The sequence below is a fragment of the Mesorhizobium sp. M1182 genome (assembly GCF_040318335.1).
Lineage (GTDB): Bacteria > Pseudomonadota > Alphaproteobacteria > Rhizobiales > Rhizobiaceae > Mesorhizobium.
Map to the genome: position 1 here is coordinate 153,812 of NZ_JAMYMD010000012.1, position 12,623 is coordinate 166,434.

A 12,623-nucleotide genomic window follows, 5' to 3' on the forward strand; every position below is an offset into this window, starting at 1 on the left:
GCATGGCGCCCATGCAGTGATCACCGTTTGAGCACCGGCCACGCACGACTATCTACGTTGCATTGCACAATTGGAGCGCTCACTGCGCTCGAAAGGATCCCATCATGAACAATCGTGGATTTTTTTCAGCCATAGGCGATGTCTTTAGCGTGTTCGGCAGCGCCGTAGCCGCGTCGCGGGCTGTGGAACGCGGTCGCAAGCCGCGTGCGCATGATCTGCGCAATCTCGGCATGGAGCCGGCAGCCTTCAACAAGATCCGTCGCTTCTGAGCCAGGTGGCCGCCGAGAGCCTTCGGCCGGCTCGCCTTGTGCTCAGCTCTAATTTCCCGCTTATTTCCGCACGAAGGTGAGATAGGCGGGCCGTCGGCCTTCGCGAATGGCCTTGGCCTCATAGCGCGTCCCCGGCCAGCCATCATAGGGCCGGTGCCAGTCGGCTGCTTCGCTTGCCTGCCACGTGAAGGCGTCGTGCGCCCGGCAATGCAGGAGCGTCCAGTTCACATAGCTGTCGATATCGGACGCAAAGTGGAACTTTCCGCCGTGCTTCAGGACGCGCGCGAAGCGGTCGAGATTGACCGGGCTGACGAAGCGCCGCTTCCAGTGCTTCTTCTTCGGCCACGGATCCGGATAGAGAAGGTCAATGCCGTCAAGCGAAGCCTGCGGCAGCCAGTCCAGCAGACGTGTGGCGTCGTCGTCATAGACGCGCAGATTGGCAAGCGGCCGCTCCCGGACCGCCATCATCATCTTGGCCATGCCGTTGACGAAAGGCTCGACGCCGATAAAGCCGGTCGCCTGGCTTGCCGTAGCACGGTGCAGAAGATGTTCGCCGCCGCCAAAACCGATTTCGAGCTGGACAGCCGAAACTTCGGCTTCGAAAAGGCTGCGCAGGTCGGCCGGCGGTTCAACCGTCAGATCGAGCCTGTAGGCGGCGAAGCCGCTCTCCAGCGCCGCTGCCTGTTGTGGTCGAATGGTCTTGCCGCGCCGGCGACCGAAAAAGGCCTCGGTCGCACGGCTTGGCCGGTCCTTCGGATCCATAGGCGCCGCGGTTAGGCGGCGACTGCTTCGGCGACCGGTTCGGCGAGAGCATCCTTGAGCGCCTTGGCGAGATCGGTCTTCTCCCAGGAGAAGGATCCGTCGCGGCCGGCCTTGCGGCCAAAATGGCCGTAGGACGACGTCTTGGCATAGATCGGCTTGTTGAGATCGAGGTGGCGGCGGATGCCGGACGGCGACAGGTCCATCACGGCGCGCAGTGCACGCTCGAGTTTTGCCTCGTCGACCTTGCCGGTGCCGTGCAGGTCGACGTAGATCGACAGCGGCTGGGCGACACCGATCGCATAGGAAAGCTGGATGGTGCAGCGATCGGCGAGCTTTGCGGCAACCACGTTCTTGGCGAGATAACGCGCCGCATAGGCCGCCGAGCGGTCGACCTTGGTGGTGTCCTTGCCAGAAAAAGCGCCGCCGCCATGAGGCGCAGCCCCGCCATAAGTGTCGACGATGATCTTGCGGCCGGTCAGGCCGGCGTCGCCATCAGGCCCGCCGATGACGAACTTGCCGGTCGGATTGATGTACCAGTTGCAATTGTCGGCAATCTTCAGGTCGCCCAGTGCTTCGCGAATATAGGGCTCGACGACGTTGCGCACCTTCTTCGAATCCCACGTCTCATCGAGATGCTGGGTCGACAGCACGATCTGCGTCACTTCCGCCGCTTTGCCGTCGACATAGCGGACGGTGACCTGGCTCTTGGCATCCGGCCCGAGCCTGCCGGCATCACCGCTGCCTTCATGGCGCGCAGCCGCCAGCAATTCGAGGATCTTGTGGCTGTAATAGATCGGCGCCGGCATCAAGTCCGGGGTTTCGCGGCAGGCATAGCCAAACATGATGCCCTGGTCGCCGGCTCCCTCCTCGCCTTGCCGGTCGGAGGCGTTGTCGACGCCTTGGCCGATATCCGGCGACTGGCCGTGCAGCAGGACCTCGATCTTGGCTGTCTTCCAGTGGAAGCCGGCCTGCTCGTAGCCGATTTCGCGGATCGCCTTGCGAGCGACCGACTTGAACTTGGCCGGGTTGACGATCGGATGGCCGGCCGCATCCTTCAGGACGTTGCCCTCCTTGTCCTTCTTGAGCAGCGTCTCGGGGACGCGCACCTCGCCGGCGATGACAACGCGATTGGTCGTCGCAAGCGTCTCGCAGGCAACGCGGACCTTCCACGGGTCCATGCCGGTCTTTCTGGCTTCGCGATAGACGAGATCGACAATCTCGTCGGAGATGCGGTCGCAGACCTTGTCGGGATGGCCCTCGGCAACGGATTCCGAGGTGAAGAAGTAATTGTGCCGCGTCACGGGTGTCCCCTCTTGAAAAAAATATCGGCAGGCCGCCGATTTTGGCGCGCCAGTTGTTAACGGTGCCGGGCGTCGCTAGTCAAGCCATGCAGCCGTTCTGGCATGAATTTTGACGTTATTATCCTTGCATCCCGAGACGGCGGCAGGGCGCACTGCGATCAGCCCTTGCGCAACAGACTGAGGAAAACGGCTTCCAGGAAGCGAGTCGAGCGAAATCGATCTGCGCTTTAGCGCATCTGCGGAATGAACATCCCTCAATGCGCGCAGCCGCGAGAAATTGCATGCCCAGCTACGACGAGCCCTTCCTTGTTGAACTCTTCACGGGCCAGTCAATCGACTTCGTCGGTGGAAAGCGACTTCACCAACTCGATGATCTTGCGGCGCACTTTCACATCGGCGATCTTGACGAAGGCGCGATTCAGCTGGAGGCCTTCCGGGCTGCCGCAGAATTCGACGGCGGAGGTCATCGAAGCATCCTCGGCAAATCCACGGTTGCCCACGGGCTCCTGACCGGGCGCATCCTCGAAAAAGAAGGCGACGGGGACGCCGAGTATGGAGGCGATTGCCTGCAAACGGCTGGCGCCGACGCGATTGGTGCCCTTTTCGTACTTTTGGATCTGCTGGAACGTTATGCCGAGGTTTTCACCCAGTTTTTCCTGGCTCATTCCCAGCATATTGCGGCGAAGCCGGATGCGGCTTCCGACGTGGATGTCGATCGGATTCGGCTTTTTCTTGTTTTCTTCTGTCATTTTTTCCTCGCCGAATTTTTCCGGCTTTTTCTATTTTGCTGCCCAAACGACGCCGCGGCCCGTGCCCCAACAGAACGACCTTATCGACTTCGAAAATTTTCAGGCGCTTACAGTATGAGTTTCTAATGTGTCGGCTGTCAATTCGCCCGTAGCCTTTGCCTTACGTTCAAAATGCATGCCGCAACGGCAAGCAAAAACATGATCAGCATTCCGTTAATGCGTCGTTGGCCGGATGAAACGATGGCTTGGTCGGAGATCGGCACACGCACATCGATCGCGCCGCGTGCATCGATTGCCAGCGCGTCGACGATGCGACCGCGCGGGTCGACAACGGCCGAAATGCCGTTATTAGCCGCGCGCAACAGGGGCACCCCATTCTCCACCGCCCGGATCTGCGCCTGCCTGAAGTGCTGGTACGGCCCCGGCGTGTCGCCGAACCAGGCGTCATTGGTGACGTTCACAATAAGCTCGGCTGACGTTGCGTCAACTGCGACCAGATCGGGAAAGATGACCTCATAGCAAATAAACGGCAGCGCCCGGATACCGCCGGGCAGCGCGATCGGATGCCGCTCATTGCCCGCCGCGAAGGTCATTGGACCGGCAACAAGCTGCTCAAGCCCGAAGCGGCCGAGCAGATCGGCAAAAGGCAGGTATTCGCCGAAGGGTACCAGGTGGACCTTGTCGACGGCATCGACGATTTCGCCTTTTTCGTCGATCGCCACCACAGAGTTGTAGTAACGGCTGCCGGCCGCCGAGCCGCCTTCTTCGCGAACGACGCCGGCGACCAGCATCTGGCCATCGCCGAGCATCTCTCCGATCGCAGGCAGGGCATCCGGACGTTCGGTGAACAGAAACGGCACGGAGGTCTCCGGCCACAGGATCAATTGCGGCCTGTCATGGCCGGGTTCCGGCGCCTTGGCCGAAAGCCCCATCATGGTGGCGAAGATACGGTCACGCACCGAGGTATCCCATTTTTCGGTAAGGTCGACGGCAGGCTGCACTATACGGACGTCAAGGCTGCGGGCGGCCGGCTTTTCGGGGGCGGCGAGCCGGATATAGCCGAAGCCGGCATGGGCGGCGACGAGCACGACAAGCAATGCCGCGCCGAGGCGGAGATGCCGGCGCGCCGCAAGCAGCGCCGGCAGCGCAAAGACGAAGACCGCAAGCGCGTCCATGCCGACCATGCCGGTCACCGAGACGCTCTGCATCAGCAAAGGTACCGGCATCGCCGCATAGCCGACGGCATTCCACGGAAAGCCGGTGAACAGGAAGCCGCGCAGCCATTCCGCCAGCGCAAAGCCGAAGGCGAGCGCGGCGATGCGTCCGATGTCGTTGCTCCACAACAGCCGGGCGACCACGGCGGCGAAACCATAGAAGAAGGCGAGCGCGAGGGGGATGCCGACCACCGCGAACGGCAAGGCCCAGGCAAAGCTGTCGGCCTCGACCAGAAGCGCCGAGCCGACCCACCAGAGACCGGCAAGAAAGTAGCCGAAACCGAACCACCAGCCGATGGCGAAGGCCGGACGCAAGCGCCGCAGAAAACCGTCCGAGGCTTCGCCGGTCGCGCCGTCGAGTAGCCACACCAGCAGGGGAAACGAAACGAAACAGACGGCGAAGAAATCGTACGGCGCCTGGGCAAGAACCGCCAGCGCGCCGGCAAGAAACGCCACCAGCGCGCGCCGCCAGCCCCAAAGCAGAATTATCCGGCCGGCCTGGCGCTCCATCTATGCTTCCGAGTCGTGCGAATCAGGAAGCAAGATTTATCAGGCCGCGGCCTTGGCTCCAAATGGCGCCCAGCTGGGGGTGCCGAGCATTAACTTCGGCCTCGACCTTGGCAGACCTTGCCCAGCGATGCGATGATGCTGGTCATCACGGGAGCACAATTCACTTGAGGCGACATTCGCTGCTCAATGGCGTTCTGGCCATGCTGATGGTTTCCGTCCCAAGTGCAGTCCTGCTGTTCGCGCTGGCTCGGCCTTGGAAAGGAACCCTTTCGGTGTCGGATCTTTGGACCGCATTCGCTGCAAGCCATGGTCCAGGGTTGGCTCTAACGGCCAGCTAAGACGCTAACCGGTTTCCACCGCTTGCCGAAACTCGACGTCTAAGCCTGCTCGGTGCGGACGGCGCGGCGGCGGCGCTCGCCCTTCAGGGTCTCGACGATGCGCACGCGCTTGACGCGGCGCGGATCGGCGTCGAGCACATGGAACTCGAAGCCGGGTATGGCCTGCACCACTTCGCCGCGCGCCGGCACCCGGCCAAGCGTGTTGAAGATCATGCCGCCGATCGTGTCGACATATTCGCCGTGCTCGCCGGCGGCGAAATCCTCGCCGATCATCTTGGCGACGTCGTCGATCTCGGCCTTGCCGTCGACGATGAAGACGCCTTCGCCGGCCTGGGTAATCATCGGCTCGTCTTCGTCATGCTCGTCCTCGATGTCGCCGACCACCATCTCGACGATATCCTCGAGCGAGACGAGACCGTCAGTGCCGCCATATTCGTCGATGACCAGCGCCATCTGGGTGCGCGTCGTCTGCATTCGCCCCATCAGGTCGGAGGCGAGCATCGACGGCGGCACGAACAGCACCGGTCGGATCAGGCTGAGATCGCCTATGGTGCGCGCCAGATCGACCTGGGCGAGATCGAGAACCGTCGCGACCGGAGTTTTCCTGGTCGTCCTGCCCTTTCTGACGCGGGCGACCTTGGTGATATGCGCCAGCACGTCGCGGATATGAACCATGCCGCGCGGATCGTCGAGCGTCTCCGAATAGACCGGCATGCGGGAATGGCCGGACTGCTCGAACAGCCCCAGAAGATCACCCAGCTTCGTGGTGATCTCGACCGCCTCGATGTCGGCGCGCGGCACCATGACGTCCTCGACGCGCACTTCGCGCAGGCGCAGGATGTTGTTAAGCATGGCGCGTTCGCCGGGGGAGAAGGATTCTGCATCGCTCGCCGTTTCGGCAAGCGCACCGGCAATCTCCTCGCGCAGGCTGGTGCCGTTGCGGTGCCTGAAAAGCCCGAGCACGCGATCGAACAGGGAAGGACCGGCAGGCGATGCCTCGCTGGCGAAGCTGCCGGTCGTGGTACTCGGACTCGAGCCCTCTTCCGTCGTTTCGGAAGGCTTGATCACACTGCCGGCGTCGGAGCGGGCGGCAGTCTCTGGTTTGTCGTTCATCATCGTCCGGTCAATTGGTCTTTTGTAATTACGTGTAGGGATCGGGAATGGCAAGCCTCGCAAGTGCTGCGCGCTCTGTCGCTTCCATCAGTTCCGCTTCGGCATCCGTTTCGTGATCATAGCCCAGCAAATGCAGCAGGCCATGAATGACGAGATGGGAGATATGGTCCTCGATGGGCTTGTCTTCCAGTGCCGCCTCGCGCGCGACAGTCTCGGCGGCCAGCACGATGTCGCCGAGCATCGGCGGCAGAGGCCCGCCCCTGGCAAACGGAAAAGCCGGAAAAGACAGGACGTTGGTCGGCTTGTCCTTGCCGCGCCAGCCGGCATTGAGCGTACGGATATGGGCATCGTCGGAAAAGACGATGCTGAGCTCGGAACGCCCGTCCGCACCGGTTTCGGCAAAGGCGGCCGAGACGGCACCGTCGACAAGCCGCATCAGCGCTGCCTCGTCGGGCCAGTCGCCCGCCTCGATCGCGATATCGATTTCGACGGGAAGCGGTCCCCCCGCCTTTTGCTCCTCAGCCATGCGGCCGCATAATCATATCAGCTTTCGACACCCAGGCCCCTGGCCAGCTTGCCGTCGCGGTCATAGGCCTTGACGATCTCGGCGACCAGCGGATGCCTGACGACGTCGCCTTCGTTGAAGCGGACCGTCACCATGCCGGTGACGCCGTCGAGGATTCTCAGCGCCTCGACCAGGCCGGATTTGGTGTTTGGCGGCAGATCGATCTGGGTCGGATCGCCGGTGACGATCATGCGCGAGTTCTCGCCGAGCCGGGTCAGGAACATCTTCATCTGCATCGGCGTGGTGTTCTGCGCCTCGTCGAGGATGACGGCAGCGTGCGCCAGCGTACGGCCGCGCATGAATGCCAGCGGCGCGATCTCGATGACCTCAGCAGCAATCGCCCGCTCGACCTTGTCGGCCGGCATCATGTCGTAGAGCGCGTCATAGAGCGGCCGCAGATAGGGATCGACCTTCTCCTTCATGTCACCCGGCAGAAAGCCAAGCCGTTCACCGGCCTCGACCGCGGGGCGCGACAGCACGATCCGTTCGACCATGCCACGTTCGAGCAGCATTGCCGCATGCGCCACCGCCAGATAGGTCTTTCCGGTGCCGGCCGGGCCGATGCCGAAGACGAGTTCCGACCGCTCCAGCGCGCGCATATAGGCGTCCTGGTTGAGCGAGCGGGCATAGATGGTCTTCTTGCGCGTCGATATCTGGGCGGCGGACACCTTGCCCTTGCGCTCCAGCGTCGGCAGCGTCAGCTGGTCGTCGGTGGCGATCGCCATGCGCACGGCGCCGTCGACATCGGACTGGCCGATATCGGTGCCTTTCTGCAGAATGCCGTAAAGATTGTCCAAGGCGCGGCGCGCCTGCTCGGCGGCCGAGGAAGAGCCCTTGATGGTCAATTGGTTGCCACGCGAGCGGATATCGACGCCGAGCTTCTGCTCGAGCCTGGCCAGATTCTCGTCGAACTGGCCGTAAAGGGCGCTGGCAAGCTTGTTATTGTCGAAAGTCAGTACGATGTGCGCGATATCCGAGGCCCCGGAGGGTAGATTCTGGGGCAGGTTCTTGACTTCAGCAGCGCTCAACCGTCTCTCCTCATCTGCCGAGGCCTTCAGGCCAATTCGGCGAACAGGCTGTTGTAGCCCGTCTTCGTGATTCGTACCTGGATAATGTCACCGATTTCGCCGGCCTTTTCATCAACAATAACCGGCTGCAGCCACGGCGAGCGGCCAACCTTCTGGCCGGCCTGGCGGCCCGGCTTTTCGATCAGCGTGTCGATAGTCCTGCCGACCAGGCTTGCGCCGAAATGCTGCTGCTGTTTCAGAAGCAGCGCCTGCAGCCGCTGCAGGCGCTCGTCCTTGACGGCCTCCGGCACGTGATCGCCCATCTCCGCGCCCGGCGTGCCGGGGCGCGGAGAATATTTGAACGAGAAGGCCGAGGCATAGTTGACGTCTTCGACCAACTGCATCGTCGCCTCGAAATCCGCTTCCGTCTCACCGGGAAAGCCGACAATAAAATCGCCGGACAGTGCGATGTCGTTCCGTGCGGCACGGATGCGGTCGATCAACGTCAGATAGTCCTTGGCCATATGCCTGCGGTTCATCGCCTTGAGTATGCGGTCGGAGCCGGATTGCACCGGTAAATGTAGATAGGGCATCAGCGTAGGCAAATCACGATGGGCGGCGATCAATTCATCGTCCATGTCGCGCGGATGGCTGGTCGTGTAGCGCAGCCGCGCCAGACCTGGAATCTCTGCCAGCCTGAACAGCAGCCGGCCAAGGCCCCATTCCTCGCCGTCTTCACCTCTTCCGTGCCAGGCGTTGACATTCTGGCCGAGCAGCGTCACCTCGCGCACGCCGGCATCCGCCAGGCGCTCGGCTTCGGCGACGATCTGTGCCACCGGCCGCGAGACTTCCGAGCCGCGCGTATAGGGCACGACACAGAAGGTGCAGAACTTGTCGCAGCCTTCCTGAACGGTCAAGAACGCCGTCACGCCGCGCCTGATCAGTTCGGCGCGCTTCGGCTGCGGCAGATGCTCGAACTTGTCTTCGACGGCATAATCGGTCTCGACGATCTTTTCGCCGCTCCGCGCCCTCGCCAGCACCCCGGGCAGCCGGTGGTAGGTCTGCGGACCGATGACCAGATCGACAGCCGGCGAGCGGCGGATGATCTCGGCACCCTCGGCCTGCGCCACGCAGCCGGCGACGCCGACCAGCATTTCGCGCCCGGCCTTGGCACGTTCCGCCTTCAGCTCACGGATGCGCCCAAGTTCGGAATAGACCTTTTCCGCCGCTTTCTCGCGGATGTGACAGGTGTTGAGCAGCACCAGATCGGCCTCGCCGATGGCGTCTGTCGCGGCATAGCCGTCGGCCGCCAGAGCATCGGTCATGCGCTGCGAATCGTAGACGTTCATCTGGCAGCCATAGGTCTTGACGAAGACCTTTCTGGTCGCGGCAGGCGGAACGACCAGGTTTTCGGCGGCAGCGCCGATGTCGTCACGTTCTATCGTGTTCAATTCCATTTCGCGGCTTCTAGCGCCTTTCCCCGACAAAAAACAGACGAATCTGGCCGGAACCTGCTCAGCCTACCGGCTCGGACGCGGTTCGGCGAGCGCCGCTTGTACCATCTCGCGAACCTGGCGTTCCATCTGCTTTGCCGTCTCCTTGCGGCTCGAGCCCCTGGAGAAAGCAATCGCCTCGCCAAAATGCACCTCGACGTCGAGGGCGCCCTCGGCCATCAGCACCTTGAGGTGCGGCATCAGCTCCTCATCGCCGATCCAGGCGGCAACCGGCCGATGCCGGCGGCCGAGCGGCACGCCATGCAGGCGCGTATAGACGATCGCCACCGGTTGGATGAAGACCTGTTCGGTCGCCCCTTCCGCAATCGCCATTGTAGCGGCGCCGAACAGCGTGCTCTTGAACGGCAGGATCATGTTCCCGTCGCCGGTCGAGCCTTCGGCGAACAGCACCATGGCGTCGCCCTTGGCCATCCGGCCGGCGATCTCGCTCGCCTGGTCGCCCGACGAGCGTTTGCGCTCACGTTCAATGAAGACGGTGCGTTGCAGCTTCGACAGCATGCCGATCAGCGGCCAGCCTGCCATATCGGCCCTGGCGATGAACGTCACGTCGACCATCGACCCCAGCACCATGATGTCGGTCCAGGAGATGTGGTTGGCAGCAATCAGCAATGGGCGCTGGCCGGACAGCGCTCCCTTGACATGGATGCGCAGCCCCAGCGCCCTGACGATCATTCTGTGCCAGATCTTCAGGATGAAGGTCTCGCGCCAGAGTCCGGTCCTCATCGACAGTATCTGCAAAGGCACAAGCACCAATGAGCCGACGACAACCAGCCCCAGGGCCAGGAAAATCCTGATTTTTCCGATCATCCGCACCACCCCGGCGTTTGGCTAGCGAAGATCGCGGCGCATGACAAGCGCGCCGGTCGGGCCGTGCTCCGGCGACTTGTAATAGTTGGCGCGCTTGCCGACCTCGCGGAAGCCGAACCGCCGGTAGAGCGCGATCGCGGCGACATTGGTCTCGTCGACCTCGAGGAAAAGTGCCTCGGCGCGCTGTGCATGCAGTTCACGCAGCACCGCATCCATCAATTGCCAGCCGAGCCCCCGGCGCCGATGCGAGCGTGCCACCGCGACCGTCAGGATCTCCCCCTCGCCGGCCGCCAGCCGAGCCAGCACGAAGCCGACCGGCGGCTTGGCACCCTGTCCGGTCTCGCGCGCGGCATAGCCGAACACCGTGTCCTGCTCGAGCATTGCGGCGAATTCGTCGTCGGTCCACGGCCGCGCGAAATCCTCGCGATGCAGCACCGACATGGCCGCGCTGTCGGCAACCGTCAGCGGCTCGATCGCATAGTCCCTGCGACGCGGCTGGAGGAATGGAATGCGCATCAGTTTTTTTGCCTAGATAGAATAAAGCCGGCCTGCGGCTTGGCGTCGGCGCCGCGCAGATAGAGCGGTTTCGGCTTTTCGCCCTCGCCCTTTTTACCGGCACGTCGGGCGGCGGCCAGCCGGGCATAGACGGCGATGTCGGCGGTGGCCGCCGTCCCGCCGAGATCGAAGCTGCGCCCGGCCGCCGCGGCAATTTGGGTTGCCGCCGTGCCGGCGAGAACCGCAGATCTGTCGACCGCGATGGCGGCTGCTTGCGAGAGCGTGGTCACGGCCGGACCAAAGATCAGAACCGACCTCTCATCGTAAAGTGCCGCATGGATCTCCTCGCGACCTGCATCGAGCGCGGCGAGCACGGCGCGACCGGGAAATGCCGCTCTCGCTTGCGCCGCCAGGGCCTCCAGAGTCGTCACGCCGATCGCCGGGATTTTCAGCGCCAGCGCAAGGCCGCGCGCCGCCGAGACGCCGACGCGCAGACCGGTGAAAGAGCCCGGACCCGTCGAAACGGCAATGGCGCCGAGGCCGGAATAGTCGGTTCTGCTGGTCCCCAACGCCTTTTCGATGACACCCATCAGATGCTCGGCATGACCCTTACCGAGATCGAGCACCGAACGGCCGAGTTCTTTCCCGGCCGCCGCGTCGTAGACGCAGGCGGCGCAGAGATTGGCGGTACAGTCGATGGCAAGCAATTTCATGAAGCGGCCGGTTGAGACAGTTTCGAAAACAGCTTCCCTCTGCCCGCCAGGGCTGATCCCCGCAAGGGAATAATGGATAAATCGTCAGGCGACTTGGCTTCGGCGCGGGTCCAAGAATGTAAGTTCCAACGCACGCAATCGCCACAATAGGTATCGGGACTAGCCGACCTGCTCGATACGCAGCACGTGATTGTCCCAGACATAGTCAGGCTCGGAATGTATCGAGCCACCGGACTCGACGATATCGCCGGCGCCGGTCGTCGCCATGAAGCTTTCCCCATCGGCTGCAACGCCGCAAACCTCGACCAGCGCCTTGGTGGCGACGATGCGGCCGCTGGCCGCGTCGATCACGGCAAGTGAATTGCCCTCAGGCGAAGACACCGCGATGGTGCCGGCAGCAGGGTTGGCGGCGACCGAGCCGATATAGTTCCTGAAGGCGGAGAGCACGTCCTGCGACATGTCGAGTAATTTCAGGTCCATGCCGCGCGCCGCGCGGCCGAGCAGTGGCGGACGATCGGTACCCGGCCCCCTGTATTGACAGCCGAACCAGACGGTGCCGGAGCGGTCGGCATCCATATGGCGGATCGACAGTTGGTGCAGCGCCGGCGGTAATTCGTGCTTTTCGGTGAGATCGCCGGTAAGGCGGTCGACCAGAACATAGGAAGGCTTCATCGTTGCGATATTGAGCTCGGCGCGGCCATAATCCGGATGCGTTTCGATGCCGCCATTGGCGACAGCGATTGTCCTGCCGTCGGAGAGAAGCAGAAGTTCGTGCGGGCCCACGCCGTAGGTCGGGAACTCGCCGATGCGCTTGAATTTCGCATGCGCGTCATAGACGCCGACGACGCCGGCGGCATTGTCGAAATCGTTCTCGGTTGCGTAGAGCAGCGTGCCATCGGCCGAGAACACACCATGGCCGAAGAAATGCCGGCCGGCAACGCTGGCAATGGTGTGGGGTTTATCGCGGCCGGTATGGTCGAAGACGACAGCAAAGGTGCCCGGCTGCCTGGCAAACACCACCGAACGCTTGGACACCGGGTCGAAGGTAACGTCGTGGCCCCGATCGGGCAGATCGATCGTGTGCAACAACTTGCCGGCCTCGGACAGGACGGCCGCGCCATAGCTGCCGTCGCGCTTGACGAAAGCGGTGGCGAAGACCGCGTCGGCGTCGATTGTCTTTGCCCAGGCCGACGGCGCCATCGCCGCTACGAAACCAGCGCCTGCGGCCCTCAGGAAATCGCGCCGATCGATCAGCGGCGTCCTCAT

Annotated in this window: 13 protein-coding genes; 1 reads left to right on the top strand and 12 read right to left on the bottom strand. The window is 63.0% G+C overall.

Features of this window, described 5'->3' with window-relative positions; genetic code table 11:
• Positions 1–104 precede the first annotated feature (104 nt).
• Positions 105–269 (top strand): hypothetical protein, encoded by a 165-nt coding sequence (locus tag NKH33_RS17040; protein WP_352470065.1) that lies wholly within the window; start codon positions 105–107, stop codon positions 267–269.
• Between the two features lie 60 nt (positions 270–329).
• Here NKH33_RS17040 and trmB read toward each other — a convergent pair whose 3' ends face one another.
• From trmB to NKH33_RS17100, 12 genes are all read right to left on the bottom strand, one after another.
• The gene (gene trmB, locus NKH33_RS17045; RefSeq protein ID WP_352614602.1) at positions 330–1,031 is read right to left on the bottom strand and encodes a tRNA (guanine(46)-N(7))-methyltransferase TrmB; all 702 of its coding nucleotides are present in this window, start codon (positions 1,029–1,031) and stop codon (positions 330–332) included.
• 11 nt (positions 1,032–1,042) lie between these two features.
• Positions 1,043–2,332 (bottom strand): methionine adenosyltransferase, encoded by a 1,290-nt coding sequence (gene metK, locus NKH33_RS17050; protein WP_023676896.1) that lies wholly within the window; start codon positions 2,330–2,332, stop codon positions 1,043–1,045.
• A gap of 329 nt (positions 2,333–2,661) precedes the next feature.
• A complete protein-coding gene (locus tag NKH33_RS17055; protein ID WP_023676895.1) occupies positions 2,662–3,081 on the bottom strand; it encodes a helix-turn-helix domain-containing protein in 420 nt (139 codons plus the stop codon).
• A 137-nt stretch (positions 3,082–3,218) separates the two neighbouring features.
• Complete coding sequence (lnt, locus tag NKH33_RS17060) at positions 3,219–4,805, bottom strand: apolipoprotein N-acyltransferase (RefSeq protein WP_352470063.1); 1,587 nt, start codon at positions 4,803–4,805, stop codon at positions 3,219–3,221.
• Positions 4,806–5,182: 377 nt separating this feature from the next.
• A complete protein-coding gene (locus NKH33_RS17065; protein ID WP_352613880.1) occupies positions 5,183–6,256 on the bottom strand; it encodes a hemolysin family protein in 1,074 nt (357 codons plus the stop codon).
• A 28-nt stretch (positions 6,257–6,284) separates the two neighbouring features.
• Entirely contained in the window at positions 6,285–6,782 is a 498-nt protein-coding gene (gene ybeY / locus NKH33_RS17070; protein WP_352920686.1) for an rRNA maturation RNase YbeY, read from the bottom strand.
• Positions 6,783–6,799: 17 nt separating this feature from the next.
• A complete protein-coding gene (locus NKH33_RS17075) occupies positions 6,800–7,849 on the bottom strand; it encodes a PhoH family protein (RefSeq protein ID WP_352541253.1) in 1,050 nt (349 codons plus the stop codon).
• Positions 7,850–7,875: 26 nt separating this feature from the next.
• The gene (gene miaB, locus NKH33_RS17080; RefSeq protein ID WP_352541252.1) at positions 7,876–9,285 is read right to left on the bottom strand and encodes a tRNA (N6-isopentenyl adenosine(37)-C2)-methylthiotransferase MiaB; all 1,410 of its coding nucleotides are present in this window, start codon (positions 9,283–9,285) and stop codon (positions 7,876–7,878) included.
• Positions 9,286–9,348: 63 nt separating this feature from the next.
• Complete coding sequence (gene olsA, locus NKH33_RS17085; protein ID WP_352613878.1) at positions 9,349–10,149, bottom strand: lyso-ornithine lipid O-acyltransferase; 801 nt, start codon at positions 10,147–10,149, stop codon at positions 9,349–9,351.
• A gap of 21 nt (positions 10,150–10,170) precedes the next feature.
• Entirely contained in the window at positions 10,171–10,665 is a 495-nt protein-coding gene (gene rimI / locus NKH33_RS17090) for a ribosomal protein S18-alanine N-acetyltransferase (RefSeq protein ID WP_352920689.1), read from the bottom strand.
• Complete coding sequence (tsaB, locus tag NKH33_RS17095) at positions 10,665–11,357, bottom strand: tRNA (adenosine(37)-N6)-threonylcarbamoyltransferase complex dimerization subunit type 1 TsaB (protein ID WP_352920691.1); 693 nt, start codon at positions 11,355–11,357, stop codon at positions 10,665–10,667. Before tsaB ends, rimI begins: the two co-directional genes overlap by 1 nt.
• Positions 11,358–11,516: 159 nt before the next feature.
• Positions 11,517–12,623: a DUF1513 domain-containing protein gene (locus NKH33_RS17100; RefSeq protein WP_352767055.1), complete on the bottom strand. Its 1,107-nt coding sequence runs from the start codon at positions 12,621–12,623 to the stop codon at positions 11,517–11,519.

What these genes read in the sequence shown, in the direction of transcription:
- NKH33_RS17040 (WP_352470065.1), top strand. Translation starts at nt 105, where the DNA reads ATGAACAATCGTGGATTTTTTTCAGCCATAGGCGATGTCTTTAGCGTG.
- trmB (WP_352614602.1), bottom strand. Translation starts at nt 1,031, where the DNA reads ATGGATCCGAAGGACCGGCCAAGCCGTGCGACCGAGGCCTTTTTCGGT.
- NKH33_RS17055 (WP_023676895.1), bottom strand. Translation starts at nt 3,081, where the DNA reads ATGACAGAAGAAAACAAGAAAAAGCCGAATCCGATCGACATCCACGTC.
- lnt (WP_352470063.1), bottom strand. Translation starts at nt 4,805, where the DNA reads ATGGAGCGCCAGGCCGGCCGGATAATTCTGCTTTGGGGCTGGCGGCGC.
- NKH33_RS17065 (WP_352613880.1), bottom strand. Translation starts at nt 6,256, where the DNA reads ATGAACGACAAACCAGAGACTGCCGCCCGCTCCGACGCCGGCAGTGTG.
- ybeY (WP_352920686.1), bottom strand. Translation starts at nt 6,782, where the DNA reads ATGGCTGAGGAGCAAAAGGCGGGGGGACCGCTTCCCGTCGAAATCGAT.
- miaB (WP_352541252.1), bottom strand. Translation starts at nt 9,285, where the DNA reads ATGGAATTGAACACGATAGAACGTGACGACATCGGCGCTGCCGCCGAA.
- olsA (WP_352613878.1), bottom strand. Translation starts at nt 10,149, where the DNA reads ATGATCGGAAAAATCAGGATTTTCCTGGCCCTGGGGCTGGTTGTCGTC.
- rimI (WP_352920689.1), bottom strand. Translation starts at nt 10,665, where the DNA reads ATGCGCATTCCATTCCTCCAGCCGCGTCGCAGGGACTATGCGATCGAG.
- tsaB (WP_352920691.1), bottom strand. Translation starts at nt 11,357, where the DNA reads ATGAAATTGCTTGCCATCGACTGTACCGCCAATCTCTGCGCCGCCTGC.
- NKH33_RS17100 (WP_352767055.1), bottom strand. Translation starts at nt 12,623, where the DNA reads ATGAGGACGCCGCTGATCGATCGGCGCGATTTCCTGAGGGCCGCAGGC.